Genomic DNA, 24139 nt, shown 5'->3' with positions numbered 1-24139 from the left:
GGAGGAGCCACGATGACCGCACGCGACAAGATCGAGAAGCTTACGAACAGCTGGTACGGATTCGCCCTTCTGTCGGCCGCATGGTCGCTGTTCCAGAACGGGATCGGGGTCTTCTCGGTCGTCGGCGGCGCCATCTCGCTGGTCTTCTCGCTGGCGCTCACCTACTTCATCGGCAAGCGCCTCCTCGCGCGCTCGTCGCTCACCCGCACGTTCCTGCTCGTCGTCTCGGTGCTGTCGATGCTCGTCGGCGTCTTCTGGACCTACCGGACCGGCGCCGCCTTCTTCCAGACCTGGTCGTTCGGGCTGCTGTTCCACATCGCGTTCGCCCTCGTCTCGCTGCGAATGAACTTCAAGTCGTTCCGAGTGCTCACCGACGCGCAGGTGGCTTCTTACTGCGGCTGAGACCCCGCGCCGCTCGCAGGCCTCACCGCCGCCCCGCCCCGGACCTCCGAGGCGGGGCGTCGTCATGGGTGGATCCGGTGTCACTGGATCGAGACCAGCCCGTCCCCCCGCCGGTGCGACACCTAACCACACGCAATTTTGTCGCAAAGAGCGCCCTTTGAGCCGCATCGTGAGCCCGGCACGCTCGATGCAGTGTGGCAGACATGCTCGCCGCCCACCTCCGCACCGGCTTCCTCACCTTCGCCACCGCCTGCGCGCTCGCGCTCGGCTCCATCGGCTGTAGCGCGGAGGCGCAGAGCGACCTCGACGACGACGCCGATCAGGAAGGGTCCGAGACCGTCTCGGAGGAGGCGCTCCGGCTCGGGAACGCGAACCGCCAGGGCTTCAAGGAGCCGGTCTACTCGACCAGCGAGAAGGAGGCGGTGCTCGCCCGGTACTCGCACATCGACCGCAGCAACGTGGTCTCGGGCGTGCTGCTCGACAACGCGCTCCAGTACTACCACTTCAACCTGCAGCGCATCCGCAACCCGCGGTACCTCACGATCATCGACTTCTCGCTGCACTCGAGCAAGCGGCGCCTCTTCATCATCGACATGCAGAGCGGTCGGGTGGAGCCCCACGTGGTGGCGCACGGCAGCGGCAGCGATCCGGCGAACGCCGGCATCCCCTCGGGCTTCAGCAACCGCGAGGGCTCAAACGCGTCTTCGCTCGGCTACTACGTGACCGCCGAGACCTACTCGGGCAAGTGGGGCTACTCGCTGCGACTCGACGGGCTCTCCGCCACGAACTCGAACGTGCGGGCCCGCGCGGTGGTGATGCACGGCGCCTCCTACGTCGACGACGGCCGCTCGCTGCAGGGGCGCTCCTGGGGCTGCCCGGCGCTGCCGATGGACGAGAAGGACGCCGTGATCAACAAGGTGAAGGGCGGCAGCCTGCTCTACGCCGACCTGCCCCGCCGCTGAGCTCGGCCGCTGAGCTCGCTCCGCCCGGTTTGCCTGCGAGCGGCCGGCGTTCGCGGGTATACCTCGCCGGATGACCTTGGGGCGCAGCAGCACGCGCGCGCGCGCCGCGTTCCTGGCGGTCGCCGCCGCGGGAGCGCTGGCCGCCGGGCTCGCGTTCGTGTGGCCCGCGCGGGTCGCGTGCGGCGGCGCCTGGCCCGCGCCGCTCGACGACGTGTACATCCACGCCAACTTCGCCCGCGCGACCGCGAGCGGACACCCCTTCGAGTGGATCGCGGGTCAGGGCTACTCGTCCGGCGAGACCGCGCCTCTCTACCCCCTCCTGCTCGCGCCCGCGTTCTGGCTCGGCCTGCGGGGCGAGGCGGTGGTCGCGTTCGCCTTTGGGCTCGCCGCCCTGGCGCTCGCGACGGCCTGCGCCAAGCTCCGCGACCTGCAGGGGCAAGGCGGCGCCCTGGCGCTCGCGGGCGGGCTCACCTGGGTCTCCGTGGGCGCCCTCGCGTTCACGTGGTTCTCCGGTATGGAAGCGGCGGCGTTCTTCGCGGTCACGCTCGCGGCGCTCGCCTCGGCCGAGAGCGCGCGCTCCGGCCTCCGTGGGCGGGCGCGGGCCGCGCGCAGCGCAGGCCGGTGGGGCGCGGCGATGGTCGCGCTCCGGCCCGAGGGGCTCTTGCTCGTGGGGCTGTTCGCGCTCCTCGCGGCGCGTGGCGCGAGGTCGCGCTCCCCGTGGCCGCCGCTCCTCCGCGTGGCGCTGCCCGCCGCCCTGGTGCAGGCCACGGTCATGGCCGCGAACCGGGCGCTCACTGGAGACCTCGCGTCGGCCGGGGCGCGCCTGAAGCTCCTCGCGTCGAACCCGTACCTCGACGACGTCGCGCGAACGAAAGAGGTGGTGATGAACCTCCTGTCGTTCAAGTGGAAGGTGCTCGACACCGACCTCGGACCTGCCGCGCTCGCGGCGCTAGGCGCGCTCGGGCTGCTCGGAGCGCTGGGGCGGCGCACGCGGCACGCGACGCTCGCCTGCCTCATCGGCGCGCTCGGGTTCTCCATGCTCGTGTCGCTAAACGGCGCCGCGCGCTACCAGGGCTTCCGCTATTACGCGCCGGCGCTCGGGCTCGCGCTCACGGCCGGCGCGCTCGGTGCGTCTGAGCTCGGGCGCCTCGCGCGGAGCCGGGCGCTCGGCGTCGCGAGCCTCGTCGCGCTCGCCCTCCTCACCGGCGCGCGCGCGGGCGCCGCGCGGCGCTTCTTCACGCAGGCCTCGGAGAACGTCCACCTCCAGCAAGTGGCGATGGGCAAGAAGCTCTCGCGCGAGCTCCCCGGCGACGCGATCGTGCTGGTAGGTGACGCCGGCGCCATCCCGTTCTTCTCGGGGCGCCGGAGCGTCGACGCCCTCGGCCTCGGCGGCTACCGGCGCCTCCCCTTCGTCCGCGCCGCTGTCCTCGGCGAGGGGGCGATGCTCGAGCAGCTCGAGCGCCTCGCGCCCGCGGAGCGGCCCACCCATTTCGCCCTCTACCCGACCTGGTTCCCGCTCGCCACGGGGCTCTTCGGGCGCGAGCTCGCGCACGTAACCATCGAGAACAACGTCATTTGTGGCAGCCCGACCAAGGTCCTGTACGTGGCTGACTACGCGCCCTTCGGCGGGGGCGACGACCGCGATCTCGGCTCTCCACCGGCAGCGCTGGGAGCACCGGTCGACTGCCTCGACGTGGCGGACGTGCAGAGCGAAGAGGCGCACGCGCTCGTCGCCCCGACGCCGAACAGCGGCTACGTGGGCGCCCGCGTGGCGCGGCTCGAGGGCCCCGGCCTGCCCCCAGAGGCCCGACGCTTCGACGCGGGACGGGCGATCGCCGAAGATCGCGCGTTGTCGTTCGTCGCGCGGGGGCTCGGCGCGAGGGCCGCCCGGAGGCTCCTCGTGCGCGGCGACGACGACGGCCTCGACCTCCATGTGAGCGCTCCCGGGGGCGCGTGCGATCTGCGCGCCGAGCGCCGACCGGGCGCGTTCACCCACGCCTCGTGCGACGGCCTTCGGGTCGGCGACGGCGACGCCGTCTCGCTCACCGCGCGAGGGCGCGAGTCGCGCGTCTACCACGTGTGGCTCGCCGACGACGGGCGCTGACTCAGAACGTCTGCGTCGCGAATCGAAACAGCATCGCGCGTGTCCGCGGACCGTCCGGATCGATCACGATCGCGCCGTCTTTCACGCCGTCGTTCCGGTGAATGAGGTGCGTCGACGCGCCCCCGGAGGTGCTCGAGTAGACGCTCACCTTCGCGTCGAGCGGCAGCGCGTCGGAGATCTTCGCCGAGAGCTCGGTCATGGCGAAGGGCGTGAAGTCGGCGCTCTTCACGCCGAGCGTCCCCACGTAGTCGAACGTCAGCCCCGTGTGCCAGCCCTCGGCCCACGCGGGCGCGGGGACCTTCGCGGGCACCTCGAGCAGGCTCACCCGCGGGTCCGCGCCGGCACGATCGGACTGGACGTTCACGACCATGCGGTAGACGGCGCCGAGCATCTTCACCTGCACGATGACGTGGTCGTTGTTCGGCAGAGGGCACTGCGTGTCCTTCGGCTGAACGACGGCCTCGACGGTGCCGTCCACTCGCCCGAAGCCGGCCGTGAGGGCGGTGCCGAAGGTCGACGCGCAGCGAGCGGCCTTGTCGACCGGAGCCGCGTCGGCCGCGTCGGCGGCGTCCGCGCCCGCGTCCGCGAGCCCTGCCGCGTCCGGAGCCGGGTCGCGCGGAGGCGCCGCGTCGGTGAGCGTGGGCGTCCCGCTGCACCCGATCGCGCCGAGACAGACCAAGACCCCCACGACCAACGGAGAATGCGCTCGTCCCACCACGCGAGCGCTAGCAGGTCGCCGGTGGATCCGCCATGCTGGCGTCCCAGGCAGCGGAGGGCCGAGGCCCGTCGCTCCGTCGTCCCCACGCAGCCCCACGGCCCACGCCATGCTCGCCCGCAGCGACGCGCTCATCGCCGAAATCGTGAACGAATTCCCGTCGTTCCGTATCGCCCCAAAGCGAGGCGACGAGCTCCAGCGGGCGATCGACGTGGCGCTCCGCGTGGTCACGCTCGGCGGCATGAGCACCTACATCACGCGCTACCACACGGTGCTCTTCGGCGTCCTCTGGGTCCCCGATACGTGGAGCGAGATGGGCGACCTCGACCGCTACGTGCTGCTTCGTCACGAGCGCGTGCACCTGCGCCAGCGCCGGCGCATGGGCGACCTGCTCATGGGGTTCGTGTACCTCGTGCCCTTCTTCCCGCTCGGGCTCGCCTACGGGCGCGCGCGCATCGAGTGGGAGGCCTACGAGGAGACCCTGCTCGCGACGGCCGAGGTGTACGGGCTCGCCGAGGCGTACGCCCTGAAGGGGTGGCTCTTCGCCCGCTTTCGAGGGCCGGACTACGGGTTCATGTGGCCGTTCACGCGGAGCCTCGAGCGCTGGTTCGCCGAGAGCATGGCGCGCGTCGAGCGCGAGTTCGGCGGGCCCACTGGCGAAGGCACCGCGGCGGACACAGGTTGCTCGTAGTGCCGGCTCGCCCCGAGCGCCTGCACCTGAAAGGAGCGCCCGTGGCCTGCCATGCTCCTCGCCGGTCGTTCCCGCCGCGCGCGGCCCTCCCCGCCCGCGCGTGGGGCGTGGTCGCGCTCGTCACCTTCGCGAGCGGCTGCCTGAGCTCGCGAGAGAGCGGCCGAGCTCCCCCGCCGCCCGGGCCCGCCGTGGCCACTCGGCCCATGGACGCCAGCGTCGCGCGCGCGGCCCCCGCCGCCGCGCCGCGCCCCGGCGCCGCGACGCCCGTGCCCGCCGCCCGCTGCCCCGAGGGCATGCTCCGAGTGAAGGGGCGCGCGTGCGACGACGCCGAGCAGGTGTGCCTCGAGTGGCTGGACCCGCCGCCCTACCAGCACCTCCGCTGCGCCCAGTTCCAAGCGCCGTCCCGGTGCGCGGGCACGCGCAAGGACATGGACTTCTGCATCGACGAGCACGAGGTCCACGAGCCGGCCACGGAGCTGCCCGTCGTGGACGTGTCGTTCGTGCAAGCGAAGGAGCAGTGCGCCGCGCGGGCCGCGCACCTCTGCCTGGAAGACGAGTGGGTCTTCGCGTGCGAGGGCGAGGAGATGCTCCCCTACCCGTACGGCTTCGCGCGCGACAGCGCGGCCTGCAACATCGACAAGACCGACCTCGGCGGGGCCAACGGCAAGCTGAAGGACCACCGCTCGAAGGTCTCGGAGCTCCCGCGCTGCGAGAGCCCCTTTGGGGTGCGCCACATGACCGGTAACGCCGACGAGTGGGTGGAGCGCACCGAAGGCCCGCAGCGCTCGGTGCTCCACGGAGGCTGGTGGCTGCCGGCGCGCAACCGTTGCCGGGCGACGACGGCGGAGCACGGCCCCCAGTATCAGGGCAAACAGGTAGGCTACCGCTGCTGCGCCCCGACGCTGCCTTGATTGCTTTCGACGTTTGACACGTCTACCTCTGCTGTGACGGGGCGTTCCGTCCTGTACCGTGGGGGCGCGCGCGACGCGCTTTTTTGGGAGGCTGCCTTGAAGATCGAAAAATCGAAGTTCCTTGCGATCACGACCGTGATCGCCGCCGCGAGCGGGATGAGCGCGTTCACCGCCTGCACGATCACCACGACGAACGGCGGCGCCGACGGCGGCGCCGACTCGAGCGTCACCCCGGGTCCCGACGGCAGCACGCCCACGGACGGCAGCACGCCCACGGACGGCAGCACGCCCACGGACGGCAGCACGCCCACCGACAGCAGCACCGGCGACGCGAGCAAGCCCGACGCGGCCGACGCGGCCCCCACCTGCCTGAGTGACACCGGGCCCGCGGCCTCCTGTACGGGCACGGGCACGAACTGCCTCACGTCGATCGAAGGTCAGGATGTCTGCGCGAAGTTCCGCGCCGGCTTCAAGAACGGCGTCGCCGCCGACACCGCCAAGTGCCTGGCCCTCGCGCCGACCTGCGAGGCGATCCCCGATCCGGTCGAGACCTGCGCGATCGCGGCGCTCGCGAAGGCGTGCCCAGACCCCGCCGCGGTGACGCCTTGCCGGACGGCCATCGCCGCCTGCGGGACGGCCGCCACGGTGACCCAAGCGCGCTGCGAGCAGCTCTACGCCGGCCTCAGCGCGGCGGGGCGCACGGCGTTCGCGGACTGCACCGCGGAGGGCTGCGGGCTCGTCGACGACACCTGCTTCCTGCCGCTCTTCTGAGCCTTGCGCTTCCCGCGCCTCACCATCCCGACCCCGCCGACGTGGGCGGATCGCATCGCGACGGTCGGAGTGACCGGCACGAACGGGAAGAGCACGACCACCACCTGGCTCGCCGCCGCGCTCCGGCGCCTCGGCGGGCCTGTGGTCCGCATCACGACGCTCGGCTTCTACGTGGACGACGACGAGCTCGCGCTCCCGAAGGACTACGACGGCTTCGTCGAGGCGATGCGCGTGGGCCTCGAGCGCGGGGCGCGCCACGCCGCGATCGAGCTCACCAGCGAGGCGCTCGGGCGGGGCTTCGCCCGCGCCTGGCCGTGCCGGGTCGGCGTGTTCACGAACCTCACCCACGATCACCTGGACGCGCACGGCACGCCAGAGCACTACCTCGCGAGCAAGGCCCAGCTCTTCGTCTCGCTGCCGCCGGGCGGCACAGCGGTGCTGAACGGCTGCGATCCCTCGTCGGAGCTGCTCGCGGAGATCGTGCCTAAGGGCGCGCGGGCGCGAACCTACGGCGTCGCGTCGCGCGGCCATCCCGTGCTGCCGCTCGACGCATGCGCGACGGAGATCGCGGCGACCTGGGCGGGCACTCGGGTCACGGGCACGATCGACGGCGCGCCGCTCGATCTCACGACGGCGGGGCTGGGCGCGATTTACGCGGAGAACGCCCTCGCCGCGCTGCTCGGCGCCGAGGCAATGGGGGTTCCCCGTGAGGCCGCGATCGAGGCGCTCGCGGCCGCTCCGCCGCCCCGCGGACGCTTCGAGGTCGTGAGCGAGCGCCCTCACGTGGTCGTCGACTACGCGCACTCACCCGACGCCCTCGCGCGCACGCTCGAGGCGGCGCGCGCGCTGCTCGACGCAGACGGGCGCGGCGGCGCGCTGTGGGTCGTCTTCGGGGCGGGCGGCGCGCGAGATCGGGAGAAGCGAGGGCCCATGGGCGCGGCCGCGCGGGTCGCCGATCACGTCGTGCTCACGAACGACAACCCGCGCGACGAGCGCCCCGAGTCGATCGTCGCCCAGATCCTCGAGGGGCTCGGCGACCACCCGAGCGCGCGCGTCGAGCTCGAACGACACCTCGCGATCCGCCACGCCGTGCAATGCGCGGCGCCGAACGACGCGGTGCTTCTGTGCGGCATGGGGCACGAAGGCACGCAGACCATCGGCGGAGTCCGTCGGGCGTTCTCTGACCGCGAGGTCGCGCTCGCCGCGCTCGCGGAGCGCCTAGACCGCGGCACGCGCGAGCCCCGCGAAGACTAACCTCGAGACGACGTCACCCGCGCGCTCGAAGCAGGGCCGCGCGGAAGCGCGCGACGAACACGTCGCCGGCGGGCTCCAGCGACCCGACGGCGGCGAGGCGGGTCGTCCCGCGGCGCACGAACACGTCACGGAACGCGCGCTCGAGGGCCCGCACGCTGTCCGGCGCCACGCCGCGGCGGGCGAGGCCGATTTTGTTCAGCGCGCGCACCCTGGCGCGATCTCCCTGGACGATGACGAACGGCGGGACGTCGGCCTCGCACATCGCGCCGGCCGCCACGAACGAGCTCTCTCCCACGCGAACACGCTGGGCGACGCCCGCGAGCCCGCCGAACGTGACGAAGTCCTCCACCACGGCGTGCCCCGCGAGCTGCACCGAGTTGGCGATCACGACGTCGTCGCCCACGCACACATCGTGGCCAATGTGGGAGCCCACCATGAGCAGGACGCGCGAGCCGACGCGGGTCTCGCGTCCCGCGGTGCCCCGATGGATCGTGACGTGCTCGCGCACCACGACGTCGTCGCCGACGACGAGGCTTCCCGCGCTGCCGTCGGCGTCACTCCGCATCTGCGCCGGGCCTCCCACGACGGAGAACGGGTGCAACACACAACGCCGCCCGAGGCGCGCCGGCCCCGACAAGGCCACGTGCGCGAGCAGCAGGGTGTCTCGCCCGACCGTCACGTCGGGCCCAATCACGCAATAGGGGCCGATCGCCACGCCGGGCTCGAGCGTCGCGCGGGGATCGAGCACCGCCGTGGGGTGCACGCGCACGCCCCGCGCGCGGGCCTCGGCCTGGGCCTGGGACGGCCCCTCCGCCACCACGGGCGTCGATGCCCACGAAGGCTCGAGAGTCGGCTCGCGCGTCATGAGCCGCGATCCACCACGCTCGCGAGGAGCTCACCCTCGGCGCAGAGCGTGCCATCGACCGACGCCACCCCCTTCAGCTTCCACACGTTCTCGCGGTGGTGGACGACGCGCACCTCGAGATCGAGCCGATCGCCGGGGATCACGGGGCGCCGGAATTTCGCGCGATCGATGCCGAGGAAATACATGAACGACTGGCTCAGATCGAAGGGGTCGGTCGCATAGGCGAGGATGCCGCCGATCTGCGCGAGCGACTCGAGAATGAGGACGCCGGGCATCACGGGGTGCTGGGGGAAATGCCCCAAGAACCACGGCTCGTTGATCGTGACGCATTTGTGCCCGCGGACCACCTGGCCGGGGAGCACCTCCGTGACGCGGTCGACGAGCAGAAAAGGCCACTTGTGCGGGAGGATCTGCAGGATTCGCTCGATGTCGATGACCGTGGGCACAGCTTGGGTCACTCTTCGCTCCTGTTCTTGAGCCGCGCGCGGCGGTAGCTGACGGCGAGGCCGCGCAGCCACTTGGTTCGCTCCACCGCAGGGTACCCTCCCACGACGGCGCCCGCGGCGATATCTCCAATGACTCCGCTCTTCGCGGCCACGCGCGCCCCTGGGCCGATGTGCACGTGATCGGCCACGCCGGCTTGGCCGCCGAGCACACACGAGCGCCCGATCACGACCGAGCCCGCGAGCCCGACCTGCGCGCACAGGAGCGCGTCCTCACCCACCTCGGAGTTGTGGCCGACGTGGACGTGGGAGTCGAGCTTGGCCCCGCGCCGAACCCACGTCGGCCCGAGCGTTCCCGCGTCGATCGTGCAGCACGCGCCGATCCACACGTCGTCCTCGATGACCACCCCGCCGAGCTGGGGGACGTGGTCGTACCCGCCGTCGGCGCGGCCGAGGAAGCCAAACCCCGGCGCGCCCAGCACCGTCCCCGGCCCCACGCGCACGCGCGCCCCCAGCGTCACGCCCGGGTAGACGACCGCGGTGGGCGCCACGACGGTGCCCTCCCCGGGTGGCGTCGTGAGGTCGTCCACCTCCGCCTCGCGGAGCAGCTCCGCGACGACCTCCATCGGGCGCGGGTGCACCCACGCGGGCAGGTCCCCGAGCCGTGCGCTCCCCTGCTCTTGGAACACGGACTCGGAGACCAGCAGCGACGCGCCTGCCTCGCCGACCGCCAGCGCGTGCGGGACGAAGGCCGCGCGCGTGAGCGGCACGAGAGCGCCGGCCCAGGCGCGCGAGACCGCCGCGACCCCGGTCACCGTGACGGTGACGGTCGGCGGGGTGGGACAGCGCACGAGGCGGCCGCCAAAGCGGTGCGCGAGCGTCGCGAGCGACGAGGGCGCGATGCGGATTCGGGTGGATGCGGGGAGCATCCGCTCGAGGGCTACTTCTTCGGAGGCGCCGCCGGGGCCGCCCCACCGCCGCCGCTGTTGTACGCCTGGATGGCGCGGTCCGTCAGGTCGAGGTCGGTGCGCACGTACGCGGTCGTGTTCTTGTCGATCACGACGTCGATGTTCTCGGTCGTCGCGATGCGCTTGATGATCGCCATCACCTTCTCGATGACCGGCTCGGTGAGCTCCTTCTGCTTCTTCTCAAGCTCCTTGTTGTATTCCATGAAGACCGTCTGAAGGTCGATCATCTGCTTTTGCCACTCGTCGACGCGCTTCTGCAGCGCCTCCTTCGAGAGCACGCGCGACTGGCGATCGATCTCTTCCTTCTGCCGCTGGAGGTCCTTCTGCTTCGCGTCGAGCTGCTGCTGACGGCTCTCGAAGAGCTTCTTCAGCGTGGCCTGGGCGCGGAGGCCGTCCTCGGTCTGCGCGACGGCGCGCTGCACGTCGATCACGCCGACGCGGACGGGCGCGGTCTCGGCCTGCGCAGGGGTGGCGGTAGTGAGCGCCAGAGACACGACGAGCGCAGAGGCGAGGCCGGCGACGGCCGAGCGGAACGAACGGTGGGACATCGGAGGGTCCTTTTCAAAGCGCAAGCAGAAGGCTGCCCGGGTCGGCGATCTCGGGCTTGCGTGATGGGCTCAGGGCAAGTAGCCCGCCACGGGCGGTCAGGTCAAGGCGGCCAGGTCAAGGGGCCGGCAGAAATGCACGCCCCGCGATCGAAGGGCCTCCGCGGTCGTAAACGCCGGTTCACGGCGCGCCGTACCTTGGCGCTCACGTCGCCTGGAACGAGCGCCGCGACGCCGGGTGAATGCCGGCGGGATCGCGGCGCGGCCCCCGCCCGCAGGCGATGGCACGAGAGTTGATAGGCGAGCGTTGCTAGGATGTGTCGAATCCCGGGCTGGGCGCCGGGGCGGAGGCTGCGATGTCACTCGGCAAGATTGCGATTTTCTCGTTCATCGGCCTCGGTTCGGCGCTCGCGTTCGCGAGCGGGTGCGGCCCCGCCGGTGGAGACTCGTACTATTGCGACGACAAGGGCTGCTACACTTGCGACGGCCTCGGCTGCGCGAGCGTGCCTCCACCCACCAAGGCGCCCTGCCAGAGCAACGCGGTCTGCGGCGCCGACTCGGTGTGCACGACCGACGGGTGCGCAAAGAAGTGCGCGACCGACACGGCCTGCCCGCGCGGTGAGGTCTGCCAGGCGAACGTGTGCGTCGCGCCGACCACCACGGTCCCGCCGAAGCCGCGCGAGTGTAGCCAGCGCAGCGACTGCGCGGGGAACGCCACCTGCGTCGCGGGGCAGTGCCAGGCTTGCGGCGGGGCGCTCGGCCCCTGCGCGTGCGCGACCAAGACCGACTGCACGGGCACCGACGTGTGCGTCGCGGGGAGCTGCACCCCAAAGGCGTCGACCTGTACGTTCTCGAGCGAGTGCGGGGGCGGCCTCGTCTGCGCCGACGGCCAGTGCCTCGCCGGCTGCGACGCCACGAAGCCCTGCGGGTCCGGCACGCAATGCGAGCGCGGCGTCTGCAAGCCCACGCCGGGCGGCGGCTGCTCCGCCAGCGCCCCATGCCCGAGCGGGAACCTCTGCGTGGCGGGCACCTGCGCGCCGCAGTGCACGTCCGATCCCCAGTGTGGCGCAGGGAGGTACTGCAACCAGGGCGCCTGTGTGGTCGACACGCGGCCTCAGCCGAACTGCACGGGCGACGCCCAATGTGCGGGGGACGGCAGCGGCCCGCCGCGCCTGTGCCTCGGCGGCTTCTGCAAGTACCGCTGCACGACCGACCAGGGGTGCCGCACGATCGACTCGCGCATCGGGTATTGCGCAGACGACCTCGTGTGCCGCTCGGCGCAAGAGGCCCGCCCCGAGTGCCGGGAGTCGTCGCAGTGCCAGTCCGGCAAGCTCTGCATCGACAACCAGTGCCGCTAGCGGCGCCCTCCGCGCGGCGACTCGGGTCCGCGAGACTCCAACCGACGCGAGTGGTTCGGACGCGCGCCTAGCTAGCTAGGGCGTGGGTGCGTCGGCCTGCACGGTGACCCAGTCGACCTCGAGCGTCTTGCGGACGTGCTCCGCGGCGCGAGCCCCGGCGCCCGGATCCGGCGCGCGGGTCGTGACGCGCGCCACGACCACGTCCTGCCCGGCGCCCAACGTCCACACGTGGAGCGCCTCGATCGTCGCGACGTTCTCGACCTCGAGCAGCGTGGCGCGCACGAGCCCGACGGGGAGGTGCGCAGGGGCGGCCTCGAGGAGCACCACGGCCGCATCGCGGACGAGGCGCAGCGCACCAAACACGAGGATGACCACCACGAGGAAGCTCGCGATGGGGTCGGCCGCGGCCGGCCCCCCGAGCTTCACGATGAGCGCCGCCGCGAGCGCCGCGAGGGAGCCCAGCGTGTCGCCCATGAGGTGAAGCCAGGCGCCGCGCAGGTTCAGGTGATGCCCGTGACCCTTGGCATGCGACCCGTGCTCGTGAGCGTGATCGTGCGCGTGCCCGTGCGAGTGCCCATGGTCGCCGTGGTGCATCGCGCCGTGCAGCAGCCACGCGCTGATGCCGTTCACGACGAGCGCGAGGATGGCGACGACGAGCATGATGTTCCCGCGGGGCTCCTCGTGCCCGCGCAGGTGCTCCACTCCCTCGTGCACGATCTCCGCGGAGGCGAAGAGGATGAGGGTGGCGTTCAGGAGCGCGGCGAGAGGCTCGGCCCGGCGCAGGCCGAACGTGAAGCGCCCGCGCGGCCGCCGCACCGCGAGGCGCATCGCGTAGAGGCTCATGCCCAACGCGAAGACGTCCATGAGCAGGTGGAGCGCGTCCGCTTCGAGCACGGCGCTCTGCGCGACGCGGGCCCCCGCGAACTCCACGACGAAGAACACCGAGACGGTCGCGAGCACCCAGCGCAGTCGCTTCGCCTGCTTTTCCTCCGGGCCCGAGAACGAGGCGGGGGCGTGGTCGTGGCCCGCGTGGTCGTGGCCCGCGTGGTCGTGGCCTGCGGGGTCGTGGCCCGCGGGGTCGTGGCCCGCGTGGTCGTGGTCCGCGTGCGCGTCGTGCTCGTGGCCCGCGGGGTCGTGGCCCGCGGGGTCCGCGTGCGCGTCGTGCTCGTGGTCTGCGGGCGGCGACGCACCAGGGGCGTGGGGGGAGGCGCGGTCGCTCAACGTGGGGCTGCACTATCCGCTCGTCGGCGGTGACGCAATGGGTATCCAGGCGCCAAGGCCCGGGGCCCTCGGTGTTCTACAGGAGGAAGTCCTCGTCGGAGACGCTCCACGTGGACGTGGCGAGCACACTGGAGGTCTCGTCGTCGCGCTCGATGGCCAGGATGTACAATCCGTGGAGGATCGCCGGGTGCGCCTGGATGAGGTTCACGAACTCGGACTCGGGGAGGTGGAGGGTGACCGCAGGGTGAACCGCCACCACGTCGGCGTTGGCCTCGCGCCGGAGCACGACGGCGACCTCGCCGCACACGTCGCCGGGGCCGAGGGTCTTGATGACGAAGGGCTCGCCCCCTTCCTCGTGGCCGATGACGGCGACCTCGCCCGAGGCGATCAGGTGCAGCCCGGTCGCGGTCGCCCCCTCCTCGATGAGCTTGTCGCCCTTCTCGAAGACCCGCGTCTCGAAGCGCTCCACGAGGGCGGGGCGCTCGAGCGGATCGACCGAGAGCAAGACCTTGGAGGTGCGCACGAGGTTCGCGACCATGCGGCGCCGGCAGTGGGCGGCGAGCTCTACGCCCACCTCGGGACGTGTCTCGGCGACGGCCTCGAGGGCATCGCGACGCGCCATCAACAGAATCGAGGGGCGGCACGCCACCACGCTCGCGGCGCGCGGCGCGCGGGACAGGAGCGCCATTTCCCCGAAGAGCGCGCCGTTCGTCAGGCGCGCGAGGGTGACGTCGTCGGCGGTCTCGTCCTTCGTGGAGGCCCCGCGACGAACCTCCAGCTCACCGCGTGCGACGATGTACGCCTCGGCGCCCTCCTCGCCCTCGCGGATGACCTCCTGGCCGGCGGGGACGGTGAACATTTCGAAGCACCCAATGAGCGCGCGGAGGCCCTCGCGCTCGAGGTAGCTGAACAGCGGGAGCGGCGACACGAGGGGCGGCTCGGAGTCGGCAAGCGCCTCGTAGGCGGTCGTGGCGTCGTGGACGATCTCGGTGACCTTGGAGAGCAGCGCAGGCCCCGTGAGGAAGGAGCTCAGCGGCTGGAACTCGTCGGTGCCTGGGAGCGGAGGGGGCGGCGCCGCCGAGTCGCTGAGCCGCGGCGAGCCGAGGCAGAACGCCCCGGCGATCTCGTCGAGCATGGCCGAGACGTCGGTGCCAAGAGTGCGTAGGTCGCCCACGGCGGCGACGGCGAGCGGCAGGTTGCCGGCGTCGATCGCGCGCTTGATGCCAAGCTCGAACCCCTCGATGGCGGCCTCGGTGCGGCCCGCGTCCGCCAGGAGGCGGCACGTGAGGATGAGTGCGCTCGGCACAGACGCGTCCTGCTTCACGACCGCCGCCGCCCACCGGAGCGCGGCCTCGCGCTCGCCCGCGAGCAGGAGCCCGAGGGCGCGATCGAGGGGCGTGTCGCTGTTCGCGCTGCCGGGCAGGTCGGGGGGAGCCGTTCGCATGGTCGGGGGACAGACTACACGAAGGCCCGAGGGGCACGCCAACTAGCCGGACAATTCACGAGGCTCGTGCCACGAGGCGACGAGACCGCAGCGGAGAGCCCGCACCGCAGGTCCGTGGCGTATTGTCCGTGCTCCGCGGGTCCGTGGCGCGCGGTACGAGCCCTGCGGCAAGAGGATTCGGATGGCTCGCGCCGACCGAATCAGACGGTTCGGTGGCCGAGCTCTAGTCTCCTGGAAGCGTGATCCCTTCCAGAAGTCGCGCGGCTCGGCCTTTCGCCACAAGGGACGAGGGGTGCCTTTTGGGGCGGGAGGATACTCTGTTCAGGTCGGCGTTCTCGCGCGGTCACACGAAACCACTGTCCCCTGAGCGCAAAGCGCCGCCTCCACCGCGCGGAACGACGTCCAGTGAGGACGGGCCCGCCGCCGCCGAAAACGGGACACCCCCTCGCTCCTCGGAATGACACCGAAGACCGGACTTCTGATACGAACCTCGACTCCAGGGGACTAGTACAGCGACGCGTCGGCCGGCTGCGCGGGTCTCACTCGAGCCATCACGCCTCGGTCAATCGTCGTCGTTCCCGTGGCTCGCGTGCGATGACCGCCCGATCACCGCGCTCACGGCGCTCGCCGTGGCCTCCACGAGCGGCAGCACCTTGGGATAGTCCATGCGGGTGGGGCCGATGACCGCCACCGAGCCGGAGCTCCGAACGCCGCTCGTGAAGGCCGCTCGAACGATCGCGAGCTGCCCGCCGCCGAGCTCGCCAGCCTCGCGGCCCACGACCGCCGTGGCGCCATCGGCCGCGAGCGTTTGATCAAGGAGATTTACCAGTCGCTCGGTCTCGTCGAGCGCGGACACGGCCCCCTTCATTTCGCTCGGATCGCCGAAGCCAATTTGCTCCAGCAGCTTGCCCCGCCCCTCGATCACCACCTCGACCGCGCGGTCCGCGCCGACGCTCGCCACGGCCGCCTCACCGAGCTCGAACGCCTGCTTTCGGAGCGCGTCGTGCTGCACGCGCTCGGTGGCGAGGCGCCGCGCGAACAGCTCCTGCAGCTCGCCGAGCGACCGCCCCTCGCTCACGTCGTCGAGCAGCGTGTGGATCTTGCCGAGGGTGTCTTCGTCGACCTGGGCGCGGAGGAAGCGGTTCTGGACCTCGCCGTTCGACATGACGAGCACCGCGAGGACCTCGCCGGGGAGCGTGCGGATGAAGCGGAGGTGCTTCAGCGTGAGGGTGTCGGGCCGGGGCGCGACGACGACGGCGGCTGAGCCCGTCAGCTCGGAGAGGAGCCGGCCCGTCTCTCGCATCAGGCTCTGGTTCGGCGACACGTCGCGGAGTCGGCTGCGGATCCGCTCGTCGTCGACCTTGGACACCTTCTGCACCTCCATGAGGGCGTCGATGAACAGGCGGAACGCCTTGTCGGTGGGCACGCGCCCCGCGCTCGTGTGGGGCTGGTGCAGGAACCCGGCCTCCTCGAGGTCGGCCAGCACGTTGCGGATACTGGCAGGCGACAGCTCGATGCCGCGCTTGGAGAGCGTGCGCGAACCGACGGGCTCCCCCGTCGCGACAAACTCGGTGACGGCCGCGTAGAGGATCTGCCGGGCGCGGAAGCTGAGCTCGCTCATGTGGGCACAAATCAGCATACCAGCTCGGCCGCGGGCGCGCCCCGCTCCGACGCGGGTTTTTGCTGCGCGCCGGCGGGGTGATAGGCTCCGCGGGTGGCGAACTGGCGGTCCATCGGCGCGGTCGCGTCGCTCGTCGTGACGGCCGCGGCGTGCTCGCCGCGGACCGGGCCGCACCCGCAGGTGCAGGGCGAGGCGCCCCGCGGGGACGCCTCGCCAGGGTCGACGTCGCCGCCGCCACCGAACGCGGCACCGCCGCGAGGCGTCGCGCCCGCACCAGCCGCACCAGCCGGGCCAGCCGCGCCGCCCGCGCCGCCCGCCCACGCGCCATCCGCCCCCGTGGAGGCCGGGGCCCCGCGCGAGCCCGAGCCTGAGCCGTCGGAAGACGAGACCCATGCCGAGCCCCCCGCGAGCGAGGGCTCGGGCTGGCTGCCTCGGGTGAGCGCGCCGCCGGAGGTGCCCGTGGACGCCGCGAAGACCCCGGCCGTGCGTTACGCCGGGCTTGGTCAGGCCTCGTGCGAGGCCGAGCTGCACCGCCGGAGGATCCCGTTCTCGCGGGTCGACTCTGCGCGCGGGGTCCTCGCGCCCGTTCGCCTTCGAGGCCCGGTGGGCGGCGTGGTGTACCGCTCGCAGGTCGCCGAGCGGAACCGCGCGACCTCCCCTTACGAGATCTTCGACTGCCGGTTGGTGCTCGCCCTCGACGACCTCTCGAAGCTCCTCCAGAAGATGGATGTATCCGAAGTCATTCACTATTCCGCGTATCGTCCGCCGCCGCGACGGGGGTGGGTGCCGGGCCGCGTCGGCTCGCGCCATAGCGGGGCGCTCGCGCTCGACATCGGGCGGCTCGTGAAGCGCGACGGCACCTCCCTCGACGTCGAGAAGCACTTTCACGGGCGCATCGGGTCGCGCACCTGCGGCGGCAGCGGCCCCGCGCCGGCGACCCCCGAGGCGCTCGCGCTGCGGTCGCTCGTGTGCGACGCCGCGGCGGCCCACCTCTTCAACGTGATGCTCACTCCCAACTACAACTGGCCCCATCGAAACCACTTCCACGTCGAGGTGACCTCGGGCGTGCGGTGGTTCATCGTTCACTAGCATTACGGCGAGAGGTTCCCTCCTCGCTACGCAGTTCGCTGCGCGAACGGAAGTCGTGCTAGCCTTGTCTCGTAGGGGCCGCGAAGGCGTTGCGCTGGCCCAGGGGCAATGCAAAGCTGACCTCATGAGCAACGGCGGCCGCGACCCCCTCTCGCCTTCCGGTGCTCGGCCACCGCCGGACGCGGCCGACGACGACCGGGACGCCATCCTCTCACGCCGCGCGCGGTTCGTGGCCGCTGCGCTCGCGGGTCTGGCGGGCAGCGCCGTGGCCCTCGCGTGCAGCACCGAGTCGCCGCCCTCGCCGGACACCGCGCCGCAGCCCTGCCTGAGCCCCCAGTTCGACAGCGGCACGCCGCCGGTCGACGCCCGCGACGCGACCACGCCCGACGCCTCCGACAGCCGGAGCGACGCCGACGCCAACGACGCCGCCCCGCTCCCCTGCCTGAAGGTCGCGCCCGACGCCTCCGACGCCGCGCCGCTCCCCTGCCTGGCGCCGCCACTCGACTCCGGACGCTAGCGTCTAACATCTTGAATCCCTTCGACTTTCACGATTCTCGCCGCATGTCGCGTCGCCCCTCGTCGGACAGATGACGCGCGCGCGCCCCGCGACGACCTACGAAGAGCTCGCGTTCTTGGCGCTCTCCCACGTGCCCGTCCCGCGGAGCGCCGACCCGATCGCGCGCGCGGCCCAGCTCCTGCCGACGGCGCGCGCTTCGCTGGTCGCCGCGGGGCACGTGTTCCGCGAGGACCGCGCCGCGCTGGGGGCGCTCGCCGCGAGCGGGGTGCTCGCGTGCCAGGCCTTGCCGCGCCTCTTTCGCGACCTCGCGCAGCTCCGCGCGACCGGGGCGCGAGGGCTCGCCGACCTCGCCGCCGGCGACGTGGCGCGCCCGGAGGTCTTGCGCGCGCTCCGGGCGAGGGACGCGCGGCTCGCCGAGCTGCTCTTCTGTGGCATGCAGCTCGCCGCGCCGCTCGTGGCCACCGCGCTCGCCGACCGGGACCGCGCCGAGGCCGACCTCGACGCGCTACAGAGCGCGCTCTCCGCCCTCGCGACGTGGGCGCCCGGCCTGCGCTCCGCGGGGACCATCGTGCTCACGCGCGCGCTCGGCGCCTCGGGGCGCGCCTACCGCGATGGCGCCTCGTCGGACGCGCTCGACATTTACGTCGGCGGCGAGCTCCCCGCCGATCGCGCGGCCCTGCTCGCGCTGCACGAGCTGCTCGTCGTGCGCGCCGCGGCGGCCCATGGCCCAGCCGAGCGCGCCGCGCTGGACGCCGCGACGGAGCTGGTCCGAGGATCGCCGTTCGCGGCCGCGCAGAGCGCTCGCCTCGAGGGGCTCAACCTCCGCGAGCTGCCCTCGTCCCGCGAGGTGCGCCAGATCACCTCGGCCCTGGTGGCGCGCCTCGGGAGGTGACGTCTCCTGGCGCGCCGCCGCCGAAGGGCTCGCAGGCGAGCGCCACAGCTGCTATCCTGCGGCGGCGCTCGGTGAGCATGCGACGGTCGCATGGCGGGAGCGCGAAACCTGTCTCGTCAAGCCGGTCGAGGACGCCTGGGCGTCGGGCTCGCCCTTTTTCGAGCGACGAAAGGAGCGTCCGTGAGCCGACCTGGAGCAGACAAGCGTGACAAGGAGCGGCAGCGCCAGCAGCGCGCGCGCGACAAGGCCGCCGACCGTGAAGTACGAAAGCGCGAGAAGGCGGAGCGGGGCGACGCGCCCGCCGGCGAAGACCCCGACATCGCGGGGATTGTCCCGGGCCCGCAGCCGATCTTGGAGTAGCGCGCGCCGCGAGGCCAGCGCTGGGCGCGAGCCTCCCTGCCCCTGGCGACGAGGCGCGCACCGGACGGCCGCCGAGAGTCAGGCCAGCGGGAGTCGTGTGCGAGGTTTCGCTACCTGCGGCGCACCTCGAGACTCCGCGGGTCGTTCGGGCGGGCTTGGGGCTTCGAACCGGGCCGACACGTAAATGACCTCGTCGAAGGGCTCGCTGTGGACCCGGCCGTCGGCCCCGCGCCGCACCCGGAAGAGGCGCTGCCCTTCGCCGTCGGCCAGAGGGGCGACCAGCGTCCCCTGCCCCAGCGTGGCCTCGGCGCACCAGAGCGCCGGCAGCTCCTCGGCGCAGAAGCCCACCACGACCGCGTCCCACGGACCGCCCTCCCACGCGGAGGCGGAGAAGGCGCTGCCCGCCACGAGCTCGGCGTTCGGGAGATCGCAGAGCGCGGGTCGCCCGGCGGCGACGAGCTTCGGGTCGAGCTCGACGCCGCGCACGAAGCCCGTAGGCCCCACGAGCCTCGCGAGCAGCGCGGTGCCGTATCCTGTGCCCGCGCCTAGGTCGAGGACGCGAGCCCCAGGCCGCACCCCCGCGAGCGCGAACGTGCGCGCGTACGCGTGCATGGCGCTCACGGTCGCCGCGCCGGTGCGGTCGAGGGCCAGCGGGCGATCTACGACGCTGGCGCGCGCGGCGTCGAGCGGCGCGTGGAGCTCGCGCCGGACGCAGAGGAGCGCGTCGCGGATGGCGGGCTCGAACGGACCATGGCGCGCCTCCGAGCGGCGCACCTCCGCGCCGCGCAGCTCGGCGCAGAGCGTGGCGAGGCGCTCGTCGCCCGCGCGCTCGACGAGCGCCGCGGCGCCTTGGCCCGTGTACTTTCGCCACGCGTAGTACCGATCCAGGTACGCGAGGCGCGTGTCCGCCGAGAACTGCTCGATCTGGCCTTCGACCGCGCGGAGGAAGTACGGCCGCGAGGGCCCGCGGTAGTCGAAGCGCTCCGGCATCTCTCGCAGGATGGGCGCGAACTCGGACTCCATGAGCGCGTCGCGCCGCAGGTACGTGAGCTCGCGCGACGGGTCGACCCACTCGGACAGGAACGCCTGGTCTCCGTCGCGCCACCACTCGGGGCGATGGACGACGGTGCCGAACCTCGCCTCGTATTGGCCACGCTCGTCGTCGATCGGCGAGCCCGGGTAGTAGCGGAACGGGTCGACCGACAGAAAGCCGGTCGTTCGGGCGGGGCCGAGGAACAGGCGCCGCATGTACGCGGCCGAGCTCCGCAGCGACTCCTCGGTCTCCCCCGGGTGACCCACGATGACGTTCGCGCCCCACGGCACCTCGAGCTCGGCGGCGCGCTCGGACACCGCGACCATGCGGTCGAGGTAGTCGTGCAGGCGACCCGCCTTGCGGATGATGGAGAGCATGCCCGGATCGCCCGACTCGAGGCCGAAGCCCGGGGCGCAGTTCGCCGCCTTGAAGAGGCGTAGATCCTCGTCGTCGACCATGTCGACGCGGATGAGGAGCCAGTTCTTCAGCGACGGGAAGTCGCGCTCTGCAAGCTTCGAGAGGAACCCGCGCCGCCAGGCCTTGGGCATGCCGAAGAGCGCGTCGGCGAAGTAGACGGTCCACGTCTCCAGCCCCAGGAACGCGTGGAGCGCCTGGAGCTCGGCGAGCGCGCGGTCGACCGAATAGCCGCGCCAGCTCACCTCTCGCTTCGCTTTTTCCATGCAGAATGCACAGTCAAAGGGACAACCGCGGGACAGGTAGATCTCGACCTGGCTCGCCACGCGCCGGGCGACGCTGCGGTAGCGCTCGAGCACCGACCAGTCGGTCTCCGGCAGGTCGTCGAGCACCTCGATGGGGTCGGGGCCGAGCACGCGCCCGCGCATGGGCTCGCCCCCGACGACCGACGCCACCACCTCGGCGAGCGGCCGCTCGCCCTCCCCCACCACGGCGACGTCGAACGGCGAGCCGTCGTAGACGAAGTCGCCGGGCCGCGCGCTCACGTGGTAGCCGCCCGCCACGATCACCGTCCGAGGGGAGATCCGCCGCGCGATCTCCGCGAGGGCGACGAGCGGCAGGTAGTCGAAGGACGAGTAGCACGAGAGGCCGACCACGTCGTACCCGGCCCCGCCGGGGCCCTCGAACAGCCGCGTGAAGTCGACGCGGCCGAGGGCGCGCTCGCACGCGAGATCGACCACCGTGACGTCGGCGCCGGCGCGCGCGCGGAGATAGCTCGCGAGGCCCACGAGCTGGGGCACGCCGAAGTTGCCCGCCGCGGCGCCCTCCGAGCCCGGGAAGAGCAGGAGGACGCGCGGCCTCACGCGGTGAGGCCCTTCCGCCGCGCGAGGCGCCCCGCCGGCACGAACGCGGGGCCGCCGCCGCGCGCGGCCCGAAGGCTCGCGGAGAAGTCGGGATCGGTGTGCTGGGCGACGAACGGATCGAGGCCGCGACGCTCCGCGACGGTCGCCGACGCCGCGCCGCAGCCACCAATGCAGGATGCACGCATCGGGCACGGCGCGCAGAACTCGGGGGTGACGTCGCGGTACCGCGACACCTCCGCGGAGGTGACGGCCGCGTCGAAGCGCTCGCCCTGGTCGGTGTGGGCGACGACGTCGGTGTGGAGCGTGCAGTTACGGAGCTTGCCGTCGGTGCCGAGGGCGAACTCCTGCGCCTCGGTGCCGATGGGGCACGACGAGAACCGAACGGAGGGGAACTGAGCGGTGTCGACCACGCACGGGGGCACCGGCATCGTCACCTGCACGGTCGCGCGACCGGCCTTGGCGAAGGGCTCGGCCGCCTCGAGCGCCACGAGCAGCTCGCTCCGCGAGGGCAGCAGCTCGGCCACCTGCTCGGCGGCGTAGCCCGCGGGCGAGTAACGCGAGAGGGCTACCTGGCTCACGCCGAGCGACTCGAAGAGCTCGAGGATCGCGCCGACCTTCGCGGCGTTCTTCCGGGTCACGACGACGCAGCCCGAGACGCGGACGCCGGCCTTCACGAGCGCGCGGATGCCCGCGAGCGTGGGCTCGAAGTGACCCGGGCCGACGTGCTCCTCGTGGAGCGCGGCCTCCGGCCCGTTCAGCGTGATCTGCACGAAGTGAGGCCGATGGGGCGCGAGGCGCGCCGCGTGCGCCTCGGTCACGAGGCCGCCGTTGGAGATGATGATGGCGCGGAGCCCGTGCGTCGCGAGGCGCTCGAGCACCGTGTAGAGGTCGGCCCGCGCGAGCGGCTCACCGCCGGTCAGCGTGACGTGGTCCCACTCGACCTCGGTCGCCGCGCGGTCGATGAGCGAGAGGAGCGTCTCGGTCGGGAGGGCCTGCGCCTCCTTCTTGTCGCCGCGCCAGTCGTTGTAGCAGTAGCCACACTTCTGGTTGCAGTAGCCGGTGAGCTCGATCGCGAGCGAGTAGCGCTTCGGCCTCATCGAGAGAGCCTCACGCCGCGCGCCGCTCGGGTCAAGCGCGGCCTTCGTCGAGTCCCGGCGTTGGTCGAGTCCCAGGCGCCACCGAGAAGAAAAGGTGGTAAAGCCCGGCCATGACGCGCCCCTCGGTGGACACGAAGCGGCCCGAGCGAACCCTCGGCGAGCACCCTCTCGGGCTCTATGTCCTGTTCTTCACCGAGATGTGGGAGCGCTTCTGTTACTACGGAATGCGCGCGCTCCTCGTCTACTACATGACGAAGATGCTCTTCCTACCGGAGAACGTGGGGAGGATCGCCGGGCACTCCGTCATGGTCGCGGCGCTCTCTCGCGTGTTCGGCGAGATGTCGTCGCAGGCGCTCGCGTCCCAGATCTACGGGCTCTACACAGGCCTTGTGTATCTTACACCCATCGCGGGTGGCTATTTCGCCGACCGTCTCCTGGGGCAGCGCAAGACCGTGGTCATCGGGGGCGTGCTCATGGCGCTCGGCGAGTTCCTGATGATGTCGCCGCGCTGGTTCTACGTGGCGCTCCTGTTCCTCATCGTGGGCAATGGCTTCTTCAAGCCCAACATCTCCACGCAGGTGGGAAACCTCTACACGAAGGGCGATCCTCGCCGCGACCGCGCCTTCATGATCTTCTACGTGGGCATCAACCTCGGCGCGTTCATGTCGCCGTTCGTGTGCGGCACCCTAGGAGAGAGCAAGGACTACGGCTGGGCCTGGGGCTTCGGGTCGGCGGGCGTCGGGCTCCTGCTCGGCCTGGCTATCTACCTCGCCGGACAGGGGATGCTGGCGCCCGACAGCGTGATGAAGAAGAAGGCCGCGCTCGAGGAGGCCTCGAAGGAGCCAAAAGAGTCGCTCTATCGGGAGGCCGCCGAGCGCTCCAAGGCGCCAGTCGATCCCACGCAGAAGAAGGCCTCCGACGGCTCCCGCATCGGCGCCCTGCTCGTGCTCTGCGCGCTGAACGTCGTGTTCTGGGGCGTGTACGAGCAGCAAGGCAACACCCTCGCCCTGTGGGCCGACAACAACACGAACCGCTTCATCGGCTCGTGGGAGGTGCCGGCGTCGTGGTTCCAGGCCGTGAACCCGGCGATGATCTTCCTCTTTACGCCGTTCATCAACGCGCTCTGGCGGCGCCAAGCCAGGCGCAAGAAGGAGCCGACCAGCGTGACGAAGATGGCCATTGGCTGCTTCCTCCTCGGCATCTCGTTCCTCGTGATGATCGGCGGCGCGCGCGTGGTCGACTCGGGCCGCCAGGCGAGCATGGGGTGGTTCGTGGGGTGCACGGCGATCCTCACGCTCGGGGAGCTCTACCTCTCCCCCGTGGGGCTGTCGCTCGTGACCAAGATTAGCCCGCCTCGCATCGTGTCGCTCATGATGGGCATGTGGTTCGTGTCGAGCTTCTTCGGCAACTACATGTCCGGGCTGCTGGGCACTCTGTGGGAGAAGATGTCGAAGGGGTCGTTCTTCCTCATGCTCTCGGGGCTGTCCATCGCCACCGGCGTCGTCATGCTCCTCCTCATGGTTCCGCTGAAGCGCGCCATCGGCGACGAGAACGCCACCGACGAAGACGACGCGGAGCCGGCGGCGTGAGGCGGGCCCC

Annotated in this window: 23 protein-coding genes; 13 read left to right on the top strand and 10 right to left on the bottom strand. The window is 72.0% G+C overall.

Going from position 1 to position 24139, the window contains the following annotated elements:
* The first annotated feature begins 12 nt into the window (after positions 1 to 12).
* From IPQ09_11275 to IPQ09_11265, 3 genes are all read left to right on the top strand, one after another.
* Positions 13 to 402, top strand: a complete 390-nt coding sequence (locus tag IPQ09_11275) for a hypothetical protein (protein MBL0194784.1) — start codon at positions 13 to 15, stop codon at positions 400 to 402.
* A 203-nt stretch (positions 403 to 605) separates the two neighbouring features.
* Positions 606 to 1364, top strand: coding sequence for a murein L,D-transpeptidase catalytic domain family protein (locus tag IPQ09_11270; GenBank protein MBL0194783.1), 759 nt, complete (start codon positions 606 to 608; stop codon positions 1362 to 1364).
* A gap of 70 nt (positions 1365 to 1434) precedes the next feature.
* On the top strand, positions 1435 to 3468 hold the full coding sequence (locus IPQ09_11265; GenBank protein MBL0194782.1) for a hypothetical protein: 2034 nt from the start codon (positions 1435 to 1437) through the stop codon (positions 3466 to 3468).
* A gap of 1 nt (position 3469) precedes the next feature.
* Here IPQ09_11265 and IPQ09_11260 read toward each other — a convergent pair whose 3' ends face one another.
* The gene (locus IPQ09_11260) at positions 3470 to 4156 is read right to left on the bottom strand and encodes a hypothetical protein (GenBank protein MBL0194781.1); all 687 of its coding nucleotides are present in this window, start codon (positions 4154 to 4156) and stop codon (positions 3470 to 3472) included.
* A 136-nt stretch (positions 4157 to 4292) separates the two neighbouring features.
* Here IPQ09_11260 and IPQ09_11255 point away from each other — a divergent pair, with 136 nt between their 5' ends.
* The 4 genes from IPQ09_11255 to murE all read left to right on the top strand — a co-directional run bounded on the left by IPQ09_11255 (position 4293) and on the right by murE (position 7810).
* On the top strand, positions 4293 to 4874 hold the full coding sequence (locus tag IPQ09_11255) for a hypothetical protein (GenBank protein MBL0194780.1): 582 nt from the start codon (positions 4293 to 4295) through the stop codon (positions 4872 to 4874).
* A gap of 41 nt (positions 4875 to 4915) precedes the next feature.
* Positions 4916 to 5785: an SUMF1/EgtB/PvdO family nonheme iron enzyme gene (locus IPQ09_11250; protein MBL0194779.1), complete on the top strand. Its 870-nt coding sequence runs from the start codon at positions 4916 to 4918 to the stop codon at positions 5783 to 5785.
* Positions 5786 to 5881: 96 nt separating this feature from the next.
* Positions 5882 to 6556 (top strand): hypothetical protein, encoded by a 675-nt coding sequence (locus tag IPQ09_11245; GenBank protein MBL0194778.1) that lies wholly within the window; start codon positions 5882 to 5884, stop codon positions 6554 to 6556.
* 3 nt (positions 6557 to 6559) lie between these two features.
* Complete coding sequence (gene murE / locus IPQ09_11240; protein MBL0194777.1) at positions 6560 to 7810, top strand: UDP-N-acetylmuramyl-tripeptide synthetase; 1251 nt, start codon at positions 6560 to 6562, stop codon at positions 7808 to 7810.
* Between the two features lie 13 nt (positions 7811 to 7823).
* On the opposite strand, the gene lpxA is transcribed toward murE, so the two are convergent.
* From lpxA to IPQ09_11220, 4 genes are read right to left on the bottom strand one after another with little or no spacing between them, the layout of a single operon-like run.
* On the bottom strand, positions 7824 to 8675 hold the full coding sequence (gene lpxA / locus IPQ09_11235) for an acyl-ACP--UDP-N-acetylglucosamine O-acyltransferase (protein ID MBL0194776.1): 852 nt from the start codon (positions 8673 to 8675) through the stop codon (positions 7824 to 7826).
* Positions 8672 to 9109, bottom strand: a complete 438-nt coding sequence (fabZ, locus tag IPQ09_11230) for a 3-hydroxyacyl-ACP dehydratase FabZ (protein MBL0194775.1) — start codon at positions 9107 to 9109, stop codon at positions 8672 to 8674. The genes lpxA and fabZ overlap by 4 nt, the downstream gene beginning before the upstream one ends.
* Positions 9110 to 9129: 20 nt before the next feature.
* The gene (locus IPQ09_11225) at positions 9130 to 10047 is read right to left on the bottom strand and encodes a hypothetical protein (GenBank protein ID MBL0194774.1); all 918 of its coding nucleotides are present in this window, start codon (positions 10045 to 10047) and stop codon (positions 9130 to 9132) included.
* An 11-nt stretch (positions 10048 to 10058) separates the two neighbouring features.
* The gene (locus IPQ09_11220) at positions 10059 to 10634 is read right to left on the bottom strand and encodes an OmpH family outer membrane protein (GenBank protein ID MBL0194773.1); all 576 of its coding nucleotides are present in this window, start codon (positions 10632 to 10634) and stop codon (positions 10059 to 10061) included.
* 353 nt (positions 10635 to 10987) lie between these two features.
* On the opposite strand from IPQ09_11220, the gene IPQ09_11215 reads away from it, so the two are divergent.
* Positions 10988 to 11989, top strand: a complete 1002-nt coding sequence (locus IPQ09_11215) for a hypothetical protein (protein MBL0194772.1) — start codon at positions 10988 to 10990, stop codon at positions 11987 to 11989.
* Positions 11990 to 12064: 75 nt separating this feature from the next.
* Here IPQ09_11215 and IPQ09_11210 read toward each other — a convergent pair whose 3' ends face one another.
* The 3 genes from IPQ09_11210 to hrcA form a co-directional block, all read right to left on the bottom strand.
* A complete protein-coding gene (locus IPQ09_11210) occupies positions 12065 to 13210 on the bottom strand; it encodes a cation transporter (GenBank protein ID MBL0194771.1) in 1146 nt (381 codons plus the stop codon).
* 76 nt (positions 13211 to 13286) lie between these two features.
* Positions 13287 to 14654 (bottom strand): cyclic nucleotide-binding domain-containing protein, encoded by a 1368-nt coding sequence (locus IPQ09_11205; GenBank protein MBL0194770.1) that lies wholly within the window; start codon positions 14652 to 14654, stop codon positions 13287 to 13289.
* A gap of 562 nt (positions 14655 to 15216) precedes the next feature.
* Complete coding sequence (gene hrcA / locus IPQ09_11200) at positions 15217 to 16275, bottom strand: heat-inducible transcription repressor HrcA (protein MBL0194769.1); 1059 nt, start codon at positions 16273 to 16275, stop codon at positions 15217 to 15219.
* 93 nt (positions 16276 to 16368) lie between these two features.
* Between hrcA and IPQ09_11195 the strand changes: the two genes are divergently transcribed.
* The 4 genes from IPQ09_11195 to IPQ09_11180 all read left to right on the top strand — a co-directional run bounded on the left by IPQ09_11195 (position 16369) and on the right by IPQ09_11180 (position 19133).
* On the top strand, positions 16369 to 17364 hold the full coding sequence (locus IPQ09_11195) for an extensin family protein (GenBank protein ID MBL0194768.1): 996 nt from the start codon (positions 16369 to 16371) through the stop codon (positions 17362 to 17364).
* Positions 17365 to 17488: 124 nt separating this feature from the next.
* Positions 17489 to 17881 carry a hypothetical protein gene (locus tag IPQ09_11190; protein ID MBL0194767.1) on the top strand — a complete coding sequence of 131 codons (393 nt, stop codon included), beginning with the start codon at positions 17489 to 17491 and terminating at the stop codon, positions 17879 to 17881.
* A gap of 70 nt (positions 17882 to 17951) precedes the next feature.
* Complete coding sequence (locus IPQ09_11185) at positions 17952 to 18773, top strand: hypothetical protein (protein MBL0194766.1); 822 nt, start codon at positions 17952 to 17954, stop codon at positions 18771 to 18773.
* Between the two features lie 180 nt (positions 18774 to 18953).
* Positions 18954 to 19133: a hypothetical protein gene (locus IPQ09_11180; protein ID MBL0194765.1), complete on the top strand. Its 180-nt coding sequence runs from the start codon at positions 18954 to 18956 to the stop codon at positions 19131 to 19133.
* Between the two features lie 78 nt (positions 19134 to 19211).
* Here IPQ09_11180 and IPQ09_11175 read toward each other — a convergent pair whose 3' ends face one another.
* Together IPQ09_11175 and IPQ09_11170 are read right to left on the bottom strand one after the other, a co-directional pair.
* Positions 19212 to 21443 (bottom strand): radical SAM protein, encoded by a 2232-nt coding sequence (locus tag IPQ09_11175; GenBank protein MBL0194764.1) that lies wholly within the window; start codon positions 21441 to 21443, stop codon positions 19212 to 19214.
* Positions 21440 to 22540, bottom strand: coding sequence for a radical SAM protein (locus IPQ09_11170; protein MBL0194763.1), 1101 nt, complete (start codon positions 22538 to 22540; stop codon positions 21440 to 21442). The genes IPQ09_11175 and IPQ09_11170 overlap by 4 nt, the downstream gene beginning before the upstream one ends.
* Positions 22541 to 22650: 110 nt before the next feature.
* Between IPQ09_11170 and IPQ09_11165 the strand changes: the two genes are divergently transcribed.
* Entirely contained in the window at positions 22651 to 24129 is a 1479-nt protein-coding gene (locus IPQ09_11165; protein MBL0194762.1) for a peptide MFS transporter, read from the top strand.
* Positions 24130 to 24139 lie beyond the last annotated feature (10 nt).

Source organism: Myxococcales bacterium (assembly GCA_016720545.1).
Classification (GTDB): Bacteria; Myxococcota_A; Polyangia; order Polyangiales; family Polyangiaceae; genus JAAFHV01.
Note: the sequence above shows the minus strand (reverse complement) of the source record. Positions and strands in the feature narration are given on the sequence as shown.